The organism is Halalkalibacter sp. HAAS-P013 (assembly GCF_056619925.1).
This window is the reverse complement of the sequence record NZ_JBWQTU010000001.1, coordinates 148353-166718: the sequence shown is the minus strand read 5'-3', so window position 1 is coordinate 166718 and position 18366 is coordinate 148353. Positions and strand designations below refer to the sequence as shown.

21 protein-coding genes and 1 pseudogene are annotated in these 18366 nt (G+C 34.4%); 6 read left to right on the top strand and 16 right to left on the bottom strand.

Annotated features, from left to right (window positions below):
* Window positions 1-59: 59 nt before the first annotated feature.
* Window positions 60-332 carry a YokU family protein gene (locus AC1FXP_RS00915; protein WP_480058061.1) on the bottom strand — a complete coding sequence of 91 codons (273 nt, stop codon included), beginning with the start codon at window positions 330-332 and terminating at the stop codon, window positions 60-62.
* Window positions 329-1756 carry a lysine 2,3-aminomutase gene (gene kamA / locus AC1FXP_RS00910; protein WP_480058060.1) on the bottom strand — a complete coding sequence of 476 codons (1428 nt, stop codon included), beginning with the start codon at window positions 1754-1756 and terminating at the stop codon, window positions 329-331. Before kamA ends, AC1FXP_RS00915 begins: the two co-directional genes overlap by 4 nt.
* 329 nt (window positions 1757-2085) lie before the next feature.
* Between kamA and AC1FXP_RS00905 the strand changes: the two genes are divergently transcribed.
* Entirely contained in the window at window positions 2086-3054 is a 969-nt protein-coding gene (locus AC1FXP_RS00905) for a bile acid:sodium symporter family protein (protein ID WP_480058059.1), read from the top strand.
* A gap of 87 nt (window positions 3055-3141) precedes the next feature.
* Here AC1FXP_RS00905 and solA read toward each other — a convergent pair whose 3' ends face one another.
* The 12 genes from solA to AC1FXP_RS00845 form a co-directional block, all read right to left on the bottom strand.
* Entirely contained in the window at window positions 3142-4272 is a 1131-nt protein-coding gene (gene solA, locus AC1FXP_RS00900) for an N-methyl-L-tryptophan oxidase (RefSeq protein WP_480058058.1), read from the bottom strand.
* Window positions 4273-4465: 193 nt separating this feature from the next.
* Window positions 4466-5215, bottom strand: a complete 750-nt coding sequence (yunB, locus tag AC1FXP_RS00895; RefSeq protein WP_480058057.1) for a sporulation protein YunB — start codon at window positions 5213-5215, stop codon at window positions 4466-4468.
* Between the two features lie 180 nt (window positions 5216-5395).
* Window positions 5396-5821: an Hsp20/alpha crystallin family protein gene (locus tag AC1FXP_RS00890; RefSeq protein ID WP_480058056.1), complete on the bottom strand. Its 426-nt coding sequence runs from the start codon at window positions 5819-5821 to the stop codon at window positions 5396-5398.
* Between the two features lie 40 nt (window positions 5822-5861).
* Complete coding sequence (locus AC1FXP_RS00885) at window positions 5862-6080, bottom strand: spore germination protein (protein ID WP_480058055.1); 219 nt, start codon at window positions 6078-6080, stop codon at window positions 5862-5864.
* Window positions 6081-6132: 52 nt separating this feature from the next.
* Window positions 6133-6516 carry a spore germination protein GerPE gene (locus AC1FXP_RS00880; protein ID WP_480058054.1) on the bottom strand — a complete coding sequence of 128 codons (384 nt, stop codon included), beginning with the start codon at window positions 6514-6516 and terminating at the stop codon, window positions 6133-6135.
* A gap of 15 nt (window positions 6517-6531) precedes the next feature.
* Entirely contained in the window at window positions 6532-6708 is a 177-nt protein-coding gene (locus AC1FXP_RS00875; protein ID WP_480058053.1) for a spore gernimation protein GerPD, read from the bottom strand.
* A gap of 1 nt (window position 6709) precedes the next feature.
* Window positions 6710-7327: a spore germination protein GerPC gene (gene gerPC / locus AC1FXP_RS00870; RefSeq protein WP_480058052.1), complete on the bottom strand. Its 618-nt coding sequence runs from the start codon at window positions 7325-7327 to the stop codon at window positions 6710-6712.
* 35 nt (window positions 7328-7362) lie between these two features.
* Window positions 7363-7563, bottom strand: coding sequence for a spore germination protein GerPB (locus AC1FXP_RS00865; RefSeq protein WP_480058051.1), 201 nt, complete (start codon window positions 7561-7563; stop codon window positions 7363-7365).
* A gap of 13 nt (window positions 7564-7576) precedes the next feature.
* Complete coding sequence (locus AC1FXP_RS00860) at window positions 7577-7798, bottom strand: spore germination protein (protein WP_480058050.1); 222 nt, start codon at window positions 7796-7798, stop codon at window positions 7577-7579.
* Window positions 7799-7981: 183 nt separating this feature from the next.
* A complete protein-coding gene (locus AC1FXP_RS00855) occupies window positions 7982-8674 on the bottom strand; it encodes an OmpA family protein (RefSeq protein ID WP_480058049.1) in 693 nt (230 codons plus the stop codon).
* Window positions 8667-10493: a MotA/TolQ/ExbB proton channel family protein gene (locus tag AC1FXP_RS00850; RefSeq protein ID WP_480058048.1), complete on the bottom strand. Its 1827-nt coding sequence runs from the start codon at window positions 10491-10493 to the stop codon at window positions 8667-8669. The genes AC1FXP_RS00855 and AC1FXP_RS00850 overlap by 8 nt, the downstream gene beginning before the upstream one ends.
* A gap of 250 nt (window positions 10494-10743) precedes the next feature.
* A complete protein-coding gene (locus AC1FXP_RS00845) occupies window positions 10744-11589 on the bottom strand; it encodes an aldo/keto reductase (RefSeq protein ID WP_480058047.1) in 846 nt (281 codons plus the stop codon).
* A 328-nt stretch (window positions 11590-11917) separates the two neighbouring features.
* On the opposite strand from AC1FXP_RS00845, the gene AC1FXP_RS00840 reads away from it, so the two are divergent.
* On the top strand, window positions 11918-12250 hold the full coding sequence (locus AC1FXP_RS00840; RefSeq protein WP_480058046.1) for a hypothetical protein: 333 nt from the start codon (window positions 11918-11920) through the stop codon (window positions 12248-12250).
* Window positions 12251-12498: 248 nt separating this feature from the next.
* Here AC1FXP_RS00840 and AC1FXP_RS00835 read toward each other — a convergent pair whose 3' ends face one another.
* The gene (locus AC1FXP_RS00835) at window positions 12499-13437 is read right to left on the bottom strand and encodes a S16 family serine protease (RefSeq protein WP_480058045.1); all 939 of its coding nucleotides are present in this window, start codon (window positions 13435-13437) and stop codon (window positions 12499-12501) included.
* A 332-nt stretch (window positions 13438-13769) separates the two neighbouring features.
* On the opposite strand from AC1FXP_RS00835, the gene AC1FXP_RS00830 reads away from it, so the two are divergent.
* From AC1FXP_RS00830 to AC1FXP_RS00815, 4 genes and pseudogenes are all read left to right on the top strand, one after another.
* Entirely contained in the window at window positions 13770-15536 is a 1767-nt protein-coding gene (locus AC1FXP_RS00830; protein WP_480058044.1) for an ABC transporter substrate-binding protein, read from the top strand.
* Between the two features lie 296 nt (window positions 15537-15832).
* Complete coding sequence (locus AC1FXP_RS00825) at window positions 15833-16810, top strand: hypothetical protein (protein ID WP_480058043.1); 978 nt, start codon at window positions 15833-15835, stop codon at window positions 16808-16810.
* Between the two features lie 57 nt (window positions 16811-16867).
* Window positions 16868-17227: pseudogene (locus AC1FXP_RS00820) on the top strand (DinB family protein); the annotation flags it as partial.
* 377 nt (window positions 17228-17604) lie between these two features.
* A complete protein-coding gene (locus AC1FXP_RS00815; protein WP_034742580.1) occupies window positions 17605-17811 on the top strand; it encodes an alpha/beta-type small acid-soluble spore protein in 207 nt (68 codons plus the stop codon).
* Window positions 17812-18071: 260 nt separating this feature from the next.
* Here the strand turns inward: AC1FXP_RS00815 and AC1FXP_RS00810 are convergent, their stop codons facing one another.
* Window positions 18072-18353 carry a DUF4190 domain-containing protein gene (locus tag AC1FXP_RS00810; RefSeq protein ID WP_480058042.1) on the bottom strand — a complete coding sequence of 94 codons (282 nt, stop codon included), beginning with the start codon at window positions 18351-18353 and terminating at the stop codon, window positions 18072-18074.
* Between the last annotated feature and the right edge of the window lie 13 nt (window positions 18354-18366).

The following is an 18366-nucleotide window of genomic DNA, read 5'->3' as shown; positions in this document are numbered from 1 at the left end:
AGCGTATTAAAGTTTGTTCAAAAAGGGAAAAATCTCCCCTTTTTGAACAAACTCTTTAATTAAAAACGAAAATAATTATATTTCAGAAAACGTTTTTTCTTCATTAGTTGCTCGTAGTTAATACTTTTTTCTAGTTTAGTTGTATCAATTAGGAGTAGCTGATCTTCTATTTTTTGAATTACTTCTTCAGCTTGATACTCCATACCACAACTTCTACATTCCATCCCTGGTGTGTCTGTTATTTCTATGGCGCGCGTTCCATTGGGAAGCTCCCAGTAAACAGTACAACTTATTTCTTCAGCTTCATGTTGCCCACACCATTCGCACCTCATTTTTCCTCTCCTTTCTGAGACTGTGAATTTGAATCATAATTATATTTTTTTACTTCAGTTTGATACTTTTTCTCTTTCAATTCATCACGCTTCTGGCGGCGATCTTTTAGTGTTGAATATCCTTCATTTTCTTGATAACTCGAGCGTCGATTGTAACGTTCCAACGATTTTGGAACGATTGTTTTTTGTTCATCGTTTAATAACGACGATATTCCTGTATTTGAATGGTTTTCTTCGTAATTATGATAAATATCGCTGAAATAATCATCTGCACGCCCAGGAACGTACCCTTTTGGTTCAGGATAGCTTGTAATAACACCTTCAAAATTTCGAAGTACAACTTTTTCTGGACTTTGAGAAATCATATAGTTCGGTTGAAGTGTAATTTTCCCCCCACCACCAGGAGCGTCGACTACAAATGTAGGTACACTATAACCAGAGGTATGACCTCGTAATCCTTCAATAATTTCAAGACCTTTTGAAATAGGTGCTCTGAAGTGACCAATCCCCTCTGATAAATCACACTGATAAATGTAATAAGGACGAACTCGAATTTTCACTAAATCATAGTTCAACTTTTTCATTATTGGTAAGCTATCATTAATCCCTGCTAAAATCACAGCTTGATTCCCAACTGGAACCCCAGAATTTACAAGCATTTCACATGCCTTTTTGGACTCTTCTGTAATTTCAATTGACGTATTAAAATGCGTATTTAACCAAACTGGGTGGTATTTCTTTAAAATGTTGCATAAATTTTCTGTAATACGTTGAGGGAAAACGACTGGTGCTCTTGTTCCAATTCGAATGATTTCAACATGTGGAATTTCACGTAAGTTCTTTAATATATATTCAAGAATCTTGTCATTAATTAACAATCCGTCACCACCAGAAAGAAGAACATCTCGTACCTTTGGGGTGTTGCGGATATAATTAATTGCATCATCTAATTGCTTTTTCGGGACTCCCATGCCGATTTGACCAGAGAACCTTCGCCTAGTACAGTAGCGGCAATACATAGAACATTGATTCGTAACTAGAAACAGTACACGATCAGGATATCGATGCGTTAATCCTGGTACAGGAGAGTCCTCATCTTCTTCTAGTGGATCCTCTAAATCATATTTTGTTTTGTTAATTTCTTCTCCAATGGGTACAGACTGCATTCGTATCGGACATCTTGGATCATCTGGATTCATGAGTGAAGCATAGTAAGGAGTAATATTTAAAGGAATCGTTTTCGTTGAAATTTTAACACCTTCTTCTTCTTCAGGTGTTAAATTCACTACTTTTTTTAGATCATCAAGAGTTCGAATGGTATTGGTTAATTGCCAAATCCAGTCATCCCACTGCTCTTGCGTTACATCTTTCCAAAGTTCTATGTCCTTCCATTGACGATTTGGTTTATATAAATCCATTTTCATGACAGACCCTCCTATAAATTGACTCATTCATTATAAATGCAATTTTTAAGCCAACTTCCTTTGTTCCTGATACTCCTGCTATACGAAGTACTCTTCCCACACAACAATAAGAAACGACTAAAAAACTGCCAGAATTTTGGCACGAACTTTTCTAGAAGTCGCTCCGATTCCCTTCTTCCATTGCCGAATATTGAGCAGCAAATGCAAGAATTTTGGCACAGTTTTCTCACACTATAATGAGGTTGTTTTCAAATTTTTTTGTCATTACATCTGTGAAGTGTTACAATTTACAAAAAAAAAGAAACAAAGTTTGTTTGGGGGAATGAGAAATGAGTGGATTACGCTCTTTTAGTCAATTTGTAAGTAAATATTTTGCGGTTATCGTTATCTTAATTAGTGTGATTGCTTTTCTATCACCAGATACTTTCACGTGGATTGCACCTCATATCACATTATTATTAGGAATTATCATGTTTGGTATGGGCTTAACATTAAAGTTATCTGACTTTGGTGTTGTCTTAAAGAAGCCAACACCAGTTATTATTGGTGTCATCGCACAATTTGTTATTATGCCACTTGTTGCTTTTGGAATAGCTATTGCATTAAATTTGCCTCCTGAGCTCGCAGCAGGTCTTGTATTAGTAGGAGCATGTCCAGGGGGAACGGCATCCAATGTGATGGTGTACTTAGCTAAAGGGGATGTGCCAGTTTCTGTCGCTATGACTTCTTTTTCAACGTTACTGGCTCCGATTCTAACTCCATTTATTTTATTTCTTTTAGCTGACCAATGGTTACCTGTTGATGCAGGAGCTATGTTTATCTCAATTATTAAAGTAATTATTATACCAATTGCTTTAGGAATCATTATAAGAAGATTATTACCTAATTTTGTTGATAAGAGCACAACTGTTCTTCCTTTAATTTCGATTGTTGCTATTTTAGCTATTGTTTCTGCTGTTGTTGGTGCGAACAAAGATAACATTGCTACTACTGGATTACTACTGTTTGTTGCTGTTATGCTTCATAACTCTATTGGTTTAGTCTTAGGTTATATTACAGCTAAACTTGTTGGATTAGATGAAGCGAAACGAAGAGCCATCTCCATTGAGGTAGGTATGCAAAACTCAGGCCTAGGCGCTTCACTTGCAACCGTTCACTTTTCACCATTGGCTGCATTACCAAGTGCTTTATTTTCTGTATGGCACAACATTTCCGGCCCGCTTCTTGTTAGTATTTGGGGGTGGATTGACAGTAAAAAATCTAAGGTAGACGTTAATACAAAAACACCACCTATGTAAAGATAAAGGGTTATCCCAAAGGTCAAAAAGCCTTTGGGATAACCCTTTTCGTACGTTAAAGCTATTTGTAATAGAGTTTCTTTTGTCTTACTGCACAAACCGATTGAGCGAAAATTGAGATATATCTACATCATTCTCCCCCGAAATAATTAAATTACTTAATGCTTGTCCGACGGCACTGCTAAATTTAAACCCATGGCCGGAGAACCCTGCTGCAATAGCAACGTTGGAATAGTTAGGGTGTAAATCGATGATAAATTTTTCATCAGGCGTAAGTGTATACATACATGTTTTACCATACTTCAATTGCTGAACACCAGGTATATATTGATTTAAGTATTTTACTAAATCTCCTTTATCTGCTTCTACTTCACCAAAAGCTAACATTGATTCATCAGGATTTATTGGATCTCCTCCATCATGACGACCGACCTTTATCCCGGCACCATCTATACTTGGAAAGCCGTAGTACATACCTTGAGAAGTCTCAAACGCAAAAGCTGGAAATTTGGTATGGTGATACATCTTTTCGTCAGCTTGAAACCATGCAAAAGTCTTTCTTACTGGTTGAAGAGGAAGCTCTAAATCTAACATGGAAAAAAGCTCTCCTGACCATGCGCCAGCAGCGACAACCAAAGACTCGGAACAAAATGTATGTTCATCTGTTTGAATCGTCACTTTTTCATTCTTAATAGAAATACTCCTCACTCTGCTATTTGTGATGATTTTAGCCCCGTTGTTCTTTGCAAGCTCTTGGTATGCTTGAATACTTTCCTCACATTTTAGGACTCCTGACGTTGGTTCAAAGCAACCAATATAATTGTTAGGCAACGAAAAGCCTGGCCAACGGTTTTGGACTTCTTTTGAGCCCATAATATCTACTGGCAACGAATACTTCTTGGAACTAGAAATTATATTTTGAATAAAATCGGATTCTTCATTGCCGACATTAATGACACCTGTTTGTAAAAACAAGTTTTTGCCTGAGCTTTTCTCTAATTCACTCCATAATTCTTGAGCTCTAAGTACGAAAGGCACATACTCTTCACCCTCTCCATATGCATAACGAATAATTCTTGTCTCCCCATGGTGACTCCCTTTGTTGTGCGGTGGATTAAATGAGTCTAATAATAAGGTTTTCTTTCCACTCTTAGATAAATAATACCCTGCAGCCATTCCTATTGAACCAGCACCAATGACTATTACATCATAATTCATTTACTTACCCTCCACATATTGATAAAAACCGCATTTCCTTTTCTAACCTTTGATCCAAATTTATATGTATTGACTATTATTAGATCATAATTTATTGCGATTTTAATAGCAATGATTAAATAGCAACGCTTAATTACACGAACGAAAAAGATAGTTTCATGAACGAAACTATCTTTTTTCTTGAAGATTTCACCTATCTACTGCCATCAGGTGAGGAGCCTGCTGGAAGAATCATGCCCCCGCCTTCTGAGTAGTATTCAGGGACTTCTCCTTGGATATGAATTAATCCAACTGGTATGGTCGTCTTAACCGCTTCCTCTCTAGTTGCAAATGGAATGACGATCTTTGCATCTACTATCACATCAAAATTGACAGATATCGTGGTATTATTTATCCCCGTATTTATAACGTCCCAATTTAAGTCCGTCTTTACATCCCCAATAGCAGAAAAGCGCACAGGGATCTTTGGTCCTAATTGAGCAAGTAATGCATTATTCGTTGCTTGACCTAATGGGATGTTATATATAAGTCCACCGTCATTTGTCGAAATTGGATCACTTTCTGTGTCAATCGATATATCAAAAGCCTCACCTCGTTCAATAGCCTTTAAATGTCTCTCAACACGCAATGTCGCTTCAGATAAAATCCGATTGTAAATTTGTGTATTAAATTGTATGATATTCTCACTATTTGTAATAAACAATTCATTCTGATCAAGGTCAGAAGCGATTTTCTTTGAGACGGCATCATTAATAGCCCTTGTCGCAATGACTTTTGTTTCAGTAGTTGCGATTTCCATAAGTGTAGGCCGAATGCCCTTCTCAATAATCCATAACCCTTGAACGGTTAAAGCAACAAAGATAATAAAAGATATAAGCAAAACATAACGAAATGGCAGCGGACCTTTTCGAGCTCGGGGCCTGCTTCTCCTTGGTGCTCTCATGCTGATAACCCCCTTCGCAACAATTATATGCAGCAAAGGTGACAGTTTGACCAAAAATTTTGTTCAAGCTTGAGCATCCCGTAATACATTTCATTATTTGCTTACACTATTTAAATCATGAAAGGTAGCAAACGCTTGTTCTACATAGAAAAAAAGCCATAGTTACCTACGACTTTTAAACTACTCTTCATCTCTGATAGGAATCCCTAATTTCTCTTTTTCTTTTACTGGTATAAGACGATACAAGCGCACTGTTAGTAAGCCACTTTTATAAGATGCATCAATTTTATCTTTACGAACTGAAAAAGGTAACTCAACTATCCGCTTATAAGAGCCGTGTGGAAATTCCTGCTGGATAATTTGAAATCCATTATACTCGAGAGAATTAGCCCCTTTCACCTCTAATGTACTCCCATTTACAGACAAGTGGATATCTCCTACTTTTTTGATTCCAGGTAAAAAGACATTACAGATTAATTCATGCCCAGATTGATAAAGATTCACTCTAGGTTCAGAATGAGCTCCATTAAAGAGGTTGTTGAAATTATTCCAGAATTCCCCTTGAAATTGGTTTTGAAATGGATTGTTCCAATCTTTAAAGTCCAATTCGATTCACCACCTTAAAAGAGAGACTAAAATCCCCTAACTAAACATTGCCACCAATGTTTTGATCAGCAACATCTGGATCAAAGGTATTATTTACACTAAATCCGTTATTAGTAATAACAAAGTCACCTGTAATTGCACTCCCTGACCCTGTTACAGATTTCCCGGTAGTTTTTGGCGAGATATTTTTGGCGTCACCAAAATTTATTACTCCTTCATTTGAATTAATTTTAAATGGTCCTCCTACAATGGAAGGCATAAAAAACACCCTTTTCATTTTATAGTTTTATTAAATTATTATGTTCGTTGCATTATTCGTCATTATCTTTTTGACCATGTAATAACTGTCTAATGTGCTTGACTCTAGATTCAGAATCAATTAATTGGGTTGATCCTATATGCAACACACTTGCTGCCGCTGCAGCCGTAACAAAAATATTGTTCACTTTAATTGTAGGAGATTCATTATACCTTACAAAACGGACATGTTCGCCAAAGTCTGGCTTGGGCAATGGTCTCGTAAAAACAGGGTCTCTAAAATGGCCTTCATTGCCGTAAAAAAGTTCAAATTGACGTTGTAAAGCCAATGCTTTCGAACGTGGTTTAATTGAAAATGAATCTCCAATTTCGAAGATTGAACCAAGACCTACATTAATTACTTTCATGTTATGAACGATAGAAGTTCGTTTCAACAATATAGACACTCCTTATTATGCCGAAGCAAGTGGAACAAATGGCCCTATAATTAATGATTCTGGTGGTGTATCAAAGGCTGAAGATAACGAAATCGTTTCTGCGTCACCGACTAAAAAAATAGATGCGCCAGAGCAGTCACCCATCCGAATATTATCTACACACATATTTTTATTCACAACAGTAAAGTTCATTTTACGAATCAATCTCCTCTCGTGGTAGTTTTGCAACAAATTCTTCATAGGTTTTGCAAATATCCTCTTTCACTTTATTAAACGTCAATTCTTCAATCTCAGCTAATTGCGCTTGGTTCAAATTATGTGGTTTTATTTGTTTAAGGTAATGCTGAATGCGCTGATCAATTTGCTTTCGAATATCTTCGATTATAAATTGACGGTACTCGTTATTTAATTGATATTTGAGGCGCTTTTCGATTGTATCGATGTCTTGATAGCATGATTCATTTAAATATTCATGTACACGCTGTTGAACATTTTGATAAATAGGCGGATATTGTGGAGCAGGAGGAACATTAAATTCACCTTGATGAACGGCAAAATCTTCAATTGAATTGTCTCCGTTCTGAGGTGTAATCCCGATATTTAACGTACCTTCTAACCTTTCAACTTTTAGTTGATCAAACTTATATTCAATTTTTTCGATATTCGAAGTTTGATTTTGTTTTAAAGTATTCATTTCAGTTTGTAGCTCTTGAACTTGTAACTCTAATTGAGTAATTCTTTGCTGCTGAGTTTGTAAATATCCATACATTTGTTGGAGATTTTGTATTAATGTCGAGTAATCATAGTACACGAAATCTCCCCCTTTTACCTAATAAGAAAATAACCTTAAGCAGTGGGCGGAATGAGAGGGGCAATTGGAGCCGGTGTAGTCGCTTCTGGTGCCGGTTCCGTAAACCCTCCTGTATTATAAAGGTTTGAAAGTGATTTAATCATTCCCGCACTACCAATTTGCAATACAGATGAATTTGATATCCCCTCAATCTTCAAAAGATGAATCGATATATTTTGATTGATATGAAAATTCATTTGCTCCTCCTACCTAAATAATTGTTTTAATATTGGAATCATTGAGATCTTTGTCATATGTGTTCGTTTGACTATGATGATTACTTACCGTTAAATAATCACCTGTATTAAATGATCCTGCACCTGCATAGGTTTTTGCAGTACTAGATGGAGACATGTTTAATACATCCCCGATGTTAAAAACACCACTACCTTCAACACTTAATACTTTTACCGTTCCTACGATTGCGGGCATAAGAAACCATCCTTTTTAATGATGCTAATAGTAAAATATGATGACCCGTGATAAATGTTCATATAAATAACTATGTTGTTTTATAATTTCTTTTTAAGGCAATCAAAAAGGGTTATCCCAAAGGTAATTATGGCCTATTGGGATAACCCCGTAGCATACGAATATCCACATTGTTTTCACTTGTCAGCCACCAAGTAACTCACGTGTTTTTTCTAATATCTCTTCATCTTTTAAACGAAACTTAAATTCTACTCGACGAGAGGCTTGATTGCTATAGTTTCCTTCTTCATCGGTCCGCCCTTCCGTGTATGACTTTCCGTTTACCGTTAATTTATCTTTTAAATGGCCCTGAATGTTTTTATAAGGAAAATCTTCACTTAAAATATATTCCGCTACACTAAATGCCCTTTGCTGCGACAGTTCTAGATTGTATAAATAGCTGCCAATTTGGTCGGCATGGCCTTCAATAATGATTTCAGAAATATAATCATCATATCCACTTTCTAATAACACATCTAAATAGGCAGGGACAAACTCATCTAAAAACTCGAACGCCTCTGGCTTTAAAACGGCTGCATCAAACTCAAACAATATATCCGTATTAAAAATTAAAGCACCCGTTTTCTCATCAATTTCAATGTTAAGAGAAGAATTGCTAAATTCTTCATTCAAATCGTTGATTAAGTCTACTCTGACCCCCATAATTTGGTCAATGGTTCGTTTCATTTCTTCAATTTGAAATGATTTAATTACCATCATTATGATAAAGATGAGGATAAAACAAAGTAAGATCGCTGTTAATAAATCTGTGAATGACGGCCAAAAATGACTTTCTTCTTCTTCACGATGAAATAGTCTTTTATACTTTCTAATCATTTGTTCCAACCCTTATACGACTGCTTTGTATCTTTGCCTCTTGAGAGAAAGACTGAAGCTGGCGATTTAACTGGTGAAATTCTTGACTTAATTCATTAAGTGTTTGCTGTAAAAAGCGAGTATTTCTTTGTTGATTATCGTCTGTAATTTCACTAATTTGCTTAAATTCCTTTTTGACCGCTTCATTCATATCAAGCACATACTCACCTATGTTTTTACTTACTTTGTCCAATCGATCACCAAGAGTCCCTTCCAAGTTTACAACATATTTAGAAAGGGTGTCTTTTAATGCCGTAACACTCGACTCAATCTGATTTTCTTTATGATTGAACGAATCCGACATTTGCGTAATAATTCGATTGATGTCATTTAATAGCTGATTGTTCTTCATACCTAGTTGCTCATAGGACCGCGAGACATCATTCATATAGTTCTCTAAGGCATGTGCATTGGATGAATGTGCCTGTAAATGATTTGAAAAGTCAAGATTAAACTGCTTTAGTTCGTCAAAACGGTAAGATAATAAACTCTTATACTCCGATTGTGCTTTGTTCACTGTTTCTAACGCATCAGGGAGACGAACGACAGAATTCCCAAGTGTATGAAAATCATTTCGAAGTTCTCTTAAATAAGAATTCATTTCAAATAATTTTGAACTTACATCTTCTCCAAAAATTCGTTCAAACTTTTGATTATTCTCTTTCATCAGCTTAGCAAATTGATCACTTTGTGAAATCATTTTCTCAAAAGATGAATAAATCGATTCTTGTCTATGAGCAACTGAAGAAAAAAAGTCTCTCAAGTCTTCAACAGAATGCTGGAAATGATTCATTGTTTCTGTTTGGGAATTTGTTAGTTCAGCTACCTTCTTATACGTTTCAGTAAAAGCACTTGTCATTTTTTCATTTCTCTGATCCATTTTGTAAAAATAGGAGAATAATTGATCAAAGTTTTTATTTAGTTTCGTGACCCCTTTATCAAAGCCATTAGTTACTTCTTGAACATTATTAAAAATAACCGTGAAATCCTTAAGGTTTGCTGATAAACCCTCATTAAACTTCGCTAAATCTTTAGCAGATTGCTGCAACCCCACTGTATATTCTTGAAAGCCATGAAAAGAGTCAACAATACTCTGTAAAGATTGTTCATTTGTTTCCCGTAGTTGATTAATGGAGGAATTAATCGTTTCAGATACATCAATGAGACGAGCCATCGCATCTGGTTCCGTCTCCTCTAAAAAAGATTCTGTTTTTAACATAATATCTGTTAGCATCATTTCCGTATTCGCTACTCGAGTTATAACTGTCATAATTAACGATAAACCCATACCTGCAATACTCGTATAGAACGCCACATCAATACCTGCTAGTACCAACGCGACATTTTCAACAAGTTGGTCGCCTGTAGCATCAATGCTTCCAAGTGATATAGCAAGTCCAATGAAAGTCCCTAATACACCAATTAATATAAAAACGGATACGGTCATTTGAATCATTTTGATGAGACTTACAACTGGTATATTAAACACACGCCAACTGGAGAACTTATTTTGGACAAATGTCTCCACCTTTACAGATTCCTGTTGATTCTTATGTCCAAATTCCATCTGAAACCTATTTACAGGGGAAATCTCAAGTGAATTTGTATCATTAATAAAGTTGCGTATTCTTCGTAACTTACTAAATAAGACAAAATGAATAACAACAGTGACAGTAAATGTCAAAAATAGTACCAAGAAAATGAATTCAATTAACGAATTGGATAAAATAGATTGTGCTTGCTGTTCACTAACAAAAAATTTTAAAATAGCTTCAACCATTCAAAGTCCCCCTATTTGTAAAACATAGCATGTCACGTAACTTAAAGGTCCTACAATACAAAAAAATGTCAGAAGATCGTTTTTTTATATTTATTCAGGAGCTGGACAAATCATGCATGGAAACAAGGGGATCATGTTCAAAAGCTAAATTATATAACAGCTAGTTATTAAAGCTAAAAATCCGCCCATTATTTCTTTGGGCGGATTTGAATAGCAGTACTTCGACGAACTTCATTATTAATTACTCTATTTAAAACTCTTCATAAATAGCAGGATCTTGATTATTTATTCTGCCATCAGTTTGATTTAAACCTAATATATGATTCATATCTGCTTCATCTAAGGAAAAGTCAAAAATTGATATATTTTCAAATTGTCTTTCAGGAGACGAAGATTTAGGAATTGAAATAGCTCCAAGTTGATAATGCCAACGCAAAATAATTTGCGATATTGATTTGTTATGCTTTTCTGCAATTTGTTGCAAAATACTATTTTTTAAAACTTCATTCGCTCGAGCTAACGGGCTCCAAGATTGTGTTGTAATGTTATTCTCTTCATGCCATTTTCTTTGTAGTGCTTGATTAAATAAAGGATGTAATTCGATTTGGTTTATACTCGGCATAACACCGGTTTCCCTTTCTAAACGAGCTAAATGTTCAGGCAGAAAGTTACAAACACCAATTGATCGAATTAGTCCCTTCTTTTTAGCATCTATTAATGCTTGCCAAGCTTCTAAGTAGTTATCTTGTTTTGGATTAGGCCAATGAATGAGGTATAAATCATAATAATCTAAATTCGCACGATATAAAGATTCTTCTATCGTTATTACAGCTTTTTTATACTCTTGATATCGTCCTGGTAGTTTAGAAGTAATCCTTAATTCTTCTCTTGAAACAGAACTTCGTCTAACAGCCTCACCTACTGTTCCTTCGTTCTCATAATTATAAGCAGAATCAATTAACCGATACCCTCTTTCATCAATAGCGCTTTGTATTGCATCGGCTCCTTGACTACCCTTAAGAGTATATGTACCTAATCCAATAACTGGAATAGTAACACCATCATTTAGTGTTATTTCAGGAATTAATATGGTCACAACTAACCCCTCCTCTTTAATAATACTTTAACATTACCATAATTTTGAATAATTTATTACATAAAACTCTGTTAAAAGCCGAAATACATTAAATAGTTCTTTCATCTTATTTTGAAAGGAATCCCCATTTTCCAAGATGTTTTCTGTTACACTATAAATCGCATATCTCATTAACTGATTGTAGGATATGATAAACGAATGAAAAGTAAGGACGCAATACTATATGAAACAACAGAAAACCTCTGTTAGTCAGCTGCCAATGAATACAACTCCTTCGATAACAGATATAAAGACTCATTAGTAAATATTTATTAAGGAGTGTTTGGAAATGATGAACGTAAAAGAATCTGAACTAATAAATGCCCTACAGCAATTTGACGAATTAATAATGGAAACACCTGATGAAAGGAAATATGTACAAAAATTCAAAGATTTCATCATAACCTTATTAAAAACAAGAACAACAACTGTCACATTACCTATTGTTGAGATTATGACAGTAATTAAAACGAAAAAACCTCTTGTATTTTCAATTTTAAAAAGAGAGTACGACAAAAATATCGTCATGAATGTTGTCACTCACATAGATGTTGAGTACCAAGAAGCATATAGAAATCTAAATGACTTAAAGCAGCATTTGAGGGTTATTAAAAGATATTAGATCTAATAAGGAAAAATAAGAATAATATACTACTTTAAATATGTATTTGAAATGTATGTTTCTTGTTATATTTTCTAACAGGAATGCATTCAACATATAAAATAATTGTTACTATAAAGTTACCCGAAAAACGTTGGATTGTAGTCCAATTCATGGAATGATTTGGCGATTCAATTCCATCTTCTAATAAAAAAAGCCTTTGGCATTTGCCTTGGCTTTTTTTATTATTACTCTCCTCTATAAATACTCTACATAGGTTTGTTTAATTGCTTGATAGCTTCTTTTACTTCATCAATATGACTAACAGACAAAATTTCAATCAATAATTCTTCTTGAAACTTCACTCTTTCTGCTTCTTCAACATTTTGCATTGGTATGATAATCCATGGTAGCCCTTTTTGTTCGGAAATTAACATTTTCTCTTTAATCATTCCTACTTCCAAAACATCCCCATTAGGTTGAATCGTTCCTGTAACTCCAAATGGAATATTATTCACTAATATTCCTTGATGAATCATAGCTGTTAGCGCTAGTGCTAACCCAGCACTGTTTCCGATCATATTTTCTCGTTCCAAGAAAGCATTAATAAATTCAATGTCTTCCTGAATGTAATTTTTCACATTCTCCCCCATTTGATGGAAGTCTTCTTTTTCAAGCCCCAACGTTTTTACACTCTCTCTTATTTTACTTTTATAGCGATCTTGATTTGTCATTTCGTATAACTCATAAATTTCAACATCACCACTAGTATAGGTGTCTCTAATTACTTCTTTGTTATCTATGTAATGAATATCGATTAATTTCACTGATAATATATGTATACCTGAATCTTTAAGTAGTTCTTCAGGTTCCTCGTATCCAGTTATGACATAAGTATGACTTTCATAGTTTAAGAGAGGAAATTCATAATAAAAGTAGAGCAGTAAGAACAATATTAAAAATACACTTGTCAGTCTTTTCCGTTTGTTATTCCGATAGATAACTAAAAAGATTAACGCAGTAACCATCGTCATAATTAGTGAACCCAAAAATAAAAAACCATTAATAATATTAAAATAATAGATGCTACCCAAAATGGCATAGATAGGAATTGAGATGAAAAGACTTTGCAGTAACGAAAGGACCTTCTTCGGCTCATTATTATTTTTAATTGGTTTATACCTAACAAGACGTGTGTCACCTTCCATACAATTTCCCCCTTTTTTCATAGTTTTTTTACTTTCTCTGGCGTTTAAATCTATTTTTACAAGGCAAATTCAAAGTTGTGTTAAAAAACAAAGAATTCTTAATTCAAAGTGTTCCTCAGGAATATTTTTCATATAGCCATTTCAATTTGTGACCCAATTAGTTTAACATAAATTGTTAATCACACTTAAATTAAACAGAGTATTGGTTAATTTAGCTATACTTCCTCTTAAGTTTATAAGAATTCTATTTTCCCCTAAAAAACAGGAAGAGTAAGACAAGATATCGAAATACCTTATTATCACCCTTTTGATAAAAGGAGGAAAAAAAGAGTATGAAATTAAACAAACATTACTTCACCCTTTATTCTACTCTGGGTCCTACTGATGCTCAGGTATATATTTCTCAAATTGCTGATCTTCTTTCCTGCTCGGAACGCCATGCCAAGTCTGTTATTAAACAAATGCACGCTCAAGAATGGATTCGCTGGAAAGCAAGTTCTGGAAGAGGAAAAGCCTCCACCTTAGCCTTTCTATTGAAACCACAAGAAGTGGAACAACAATATGTTCAAACATGGATGGAAGATGGAGATATTAAACGAGCACTAAGGTGGATCGAAAATCAACCTAAGTTGGAGACTTCGTTCGTTAAATGGTTAGAAGATCAGTTCCAATTGGTACGAGATAATAAAATGGATGTTCTTAGATACCCATTCTACGGCGAAATCCACACATTGATCCCTTTCAATATGACAACAAAACATGAATGGCACCTTGCCAAACATATATACAATCATCTTATACAATATAATTACGAGAAACACGAATTTGTCCCAGAGCTAGCTCATCACTGGGAACAACTAGATAATGGACGTATTTGGCGTATTTATTTACGTAAAGGTATCTTATTTCACGATGGAAGTCCTTTAACGTCGCAAACAATCAAGGAGAATATTAAACTATGGAAAAAAGTAAAGGTGGATAGGTGGAGAATGAAAGTCATTGAGGATATAACTCATATAGAAGAAAATTCATCAACCGTCATTACTTTTCATTTACATCAACCAAACAAACTTTTTCTGCATTTATTTACAGATTTCCAATCGATGATTATTCCTGTTCACTTATATAAAAAAGACCCGGAAGCGTTCAACATGAGACCAATAGGAAGCGGTCCTTTTCAAATATCTGACCATATTAAAGGGTATCTCGTTCTCGAAGCATTCTCTAGTTATTTTGGCTATCGCCCCTTTTTAGACAAAGTGGAATTATTTAATTTACCTAACTCTTCTTATCCGCCATCTAGACAGATTCGCTATAAACTTTTAGATCAAAAAACTAAGTCAACGAAAACACATGACTCTGTTTTTCCGGAATTAGGAGGCATTTACGTTGTCGTCAATCACAAAAAGGCAGGAATCCACCGTCACACCAATTTTCGAAGAATGCTTTCTTATGCAATTGATCGAGCGAAGCGATTTAACAATCACCCAAAACATGAAGTCTGGTTTCCAGATAGCCTTTTCGATGAACATGCAAGCATATTACGGCAAAAATCTAATTTTGACGAAGCAAAAAAATGGTTCTTAGAGCAAGGCTTAACAGGTCAAACGCTAAAGCTTACTGCAACAAACTACGAACAAAATCCATATTTCAGCTTTGAGTTAGAACAACTAACAGAAGTATTTAGCGAGTTAGGAATTAAACTACAATCTGAAATGATCAATATAGACAAACTAGCCGAATCGGATCAGCTTCATAAAACTGATCTAATTGTAACAGAAATTAGTCTTAGTGAAGACAGACTTTTTTCTTTGTTAAATGCAATCACAGATAATACTAGTTTTATCCTTAACACATTGCCACCAGAAGCAAAAGGGTATTTACACTCATTGTTGGATGTTATTAGCCAAAGCTCAGATACACAAATTGCATACAAAAAACTGAGAAACATTGAGTCATTTCTTTTAGACAACTATTACCTTATTTTCCTATATCAACGACAAACGCATGCTTTTATTGAAGCTGACGAGAAGTTCCAAGGGATTGAGTTAAACAGTTACAACCTGTTAAATTATCATAAATTGTGGTACAAATCATGAATTGTAACAGTCTATAATACTTGAGAGTAACAAAAGGGCATGTCTCTTTAACCTTTTGAAACCCTCCCGCCCGTCAGAAAACTGTAGCAAAATTCCTTTGTATAAAAGGTGATAGAAGTTGTTTCCTATTTAATATTCCTTTTCTTGTTTCTTGCTTCAATAAAAACTCTCTTCTACGTAATGTTATACGTTATATAACTAACAACGATAAAAATGTTGAAAATTCAAATAATTGAAGTCATAGGACAAAGCAGTACAGAATACCCATTAAAAAAATAAGTTAGGTGATGCGATAAATGAAACTAAGAAAAATTCGGCTTGATGATATCATTCTTGAAGGGAATTTTTTTGAAGATGAAATGGATTTACCGTCAACTAAACTCCATGACCAAACTCCCCCACTCGTCGTTGAAGGACCAACAATAGACAATAAATATTATTTAGTAGATGGAATGATACAGTATTACAATCTTACTAACCATAACAAGACCCACACCTTTTGTTTAGTGATGAAAGAAACCAACAAGCTTGAACGTGTGATTACACGCTTAAAAATTGAGCTAAATACAATAAGAAAAAACCGTACCAAAATATCGGATATGATTAACTATTTACGAACCCATAACTATTCCGTTTCTGACATTGCCAAAGAATGCCAGCGTCATAAAGCTACCATATATAGATACTTAAAAAAACCAAAAGAAGATGTAACAATAAAAAACATATCTGAAGCTAATAAAGTGAATTATAAAAAATTAAACGATCTGATTAATTCAGCAACATTAAAAGATTCGGTTAAGGAGGAAACAATAAATAAAATACTGAACTCTGAATTTTTAGAAACACATATTGAAACGATTAAAGAATTTCATGATATTAGAGAATTTGAACACCTCTCAGCTGAGTCTCAGCTAGCTTGTATTAACAAAACAATTAATCAAACAAAATTAATTGAACAAAAAACTCTCGTCTATGAAGAAACATTAAAGCAAAGATTTAACAAAATAGCCCACAAACACTTATATAACGCCATGTTAAAATCATTAAAGTGGATCACAGAAAATTGCCACTCTAGATTTTCCAAGTATTTAGACCTCCATCAAAAAATGGAATTACAAGAGCAACTAAGTAAAATATCTGATCAAATACATGAGCCTGTGAAAATTAAAAAAAGTTCTCATCGTCCTAAATCAACACGCTATCAAAATAAGCTGGTTGTTTCAATCGAAGCTAAAGTTAAGGGGCATCAAGAGGATAAAGAGCACCACTATTAAACATGGTTTTCAATTAATGTCTGTTCTCTAAATTCATAAATGCATGAATCCGTTCTTTGGATTCCAAGATTAGAAATAATTCTTCTAGAAGGAGAAACTAAGCCTTTTCCGGAATTTGATCGATATTCACATTTAAATGAGGAAACTAAATGTACTATGAATCAAAAGCTGTCAGAGTTTAAATGTATTAGAGTAAAAAATATAAAAAAATTAAAATCACTTATCAAACCTAACTCACACCTTGAATTAACAGGATTACACCCTGCATTTGGAGTAGTAAAAGTAAGAGAATTGCTGTCTACATGGGCTATTCATGATTTAACACACATTTCTCAAATCGTTAGATTATTGGCTAAGAGATACAGCGAGGATGTTGGACCGTGGAAAGAATACTTAGGAATCTTGAATAAGAAATAATGACCAGAGCTATATTTTAAAATGAAAACTTAAAAATATATATTTATTCTCACTTCATTTAGGCGACCCTGAGCATAAAGTAAATGCAATTCAAACTATATACCATGACAAGTTCACTAATTTTACTTACTTCCATTTACCTAGATTGAAACTCACAAAAATGTATATTATTGAATATGTCTCTTAACTCTCATCCACAGTTCTTACCAGCCTGGGCTGCATCATAAGATAGTTAGGAGACGCCATAGTTTAGATTGCGGATAAAATTTTGCATACTTTCACCCCTCTAAATTGGTGAAATTTACATCTCTTTGGTTACATAAAAGTAAGATAATTATAGATACTAATCTCAAAACCAAGAAAGAGGTGTTTTAAACATGGCAAGTAACAATAATAATTCAAATCAATTATTAGTTCCAGGTGTACAGCAAGCATTGGATCAGATGAAGTACGAAATTGCATCAGAATTTGGGGTTCAACTAGGAGCTGACACGACTTCCCGTGCAAACGGCTCTGTTGGTGGAGAAATTACAAAAAGATTAGTTCAAATGGCTGAGCAGCAAATGGGTGGCTCTCAGTTTTAATTAAAAGTAAGAAAGGGGTGTTCAAAAGGTTTTTTAACCTATGACACCCCTTTATTGAGTACTACATTGAAATTTTTTCATTCTTCCCTAAAAATCCAGTCAACTTCTGCATCTTCAACAAGCTCTTCAACCTTCAAACTAGCTCTTATCTTCCAAGTCAATTTGGTTAATCACTCTAGCCGGATTACCAGCCACAACCGCATTAGATGTAAATTAATTATATACTCAGCCCTGCTCTCCATCAGATCCTAAAAAGTGATTTATAAAGGACTAGGGTTCATATAAGCTGTTATAGCTATAATAGAAAACAATATTGGTAGTAAAATACCAATGCTACTACATACGATCCCTATGATTGCTAATTTCTTTTCACCTTTTTCAGAACGTTCCATTTCTCTTAACGCTATTATACCGAATATGAGTCCAACCATCCCCACAACGATCCCTATAAACATAATAATTATAGTGAGAATTGAAAGTATCCCCAAAACAAAAGAAGTGATAGCCTTTCCATTTCCCATCGATCCTACAACACCTCTCAAAAGTTACCCCTCC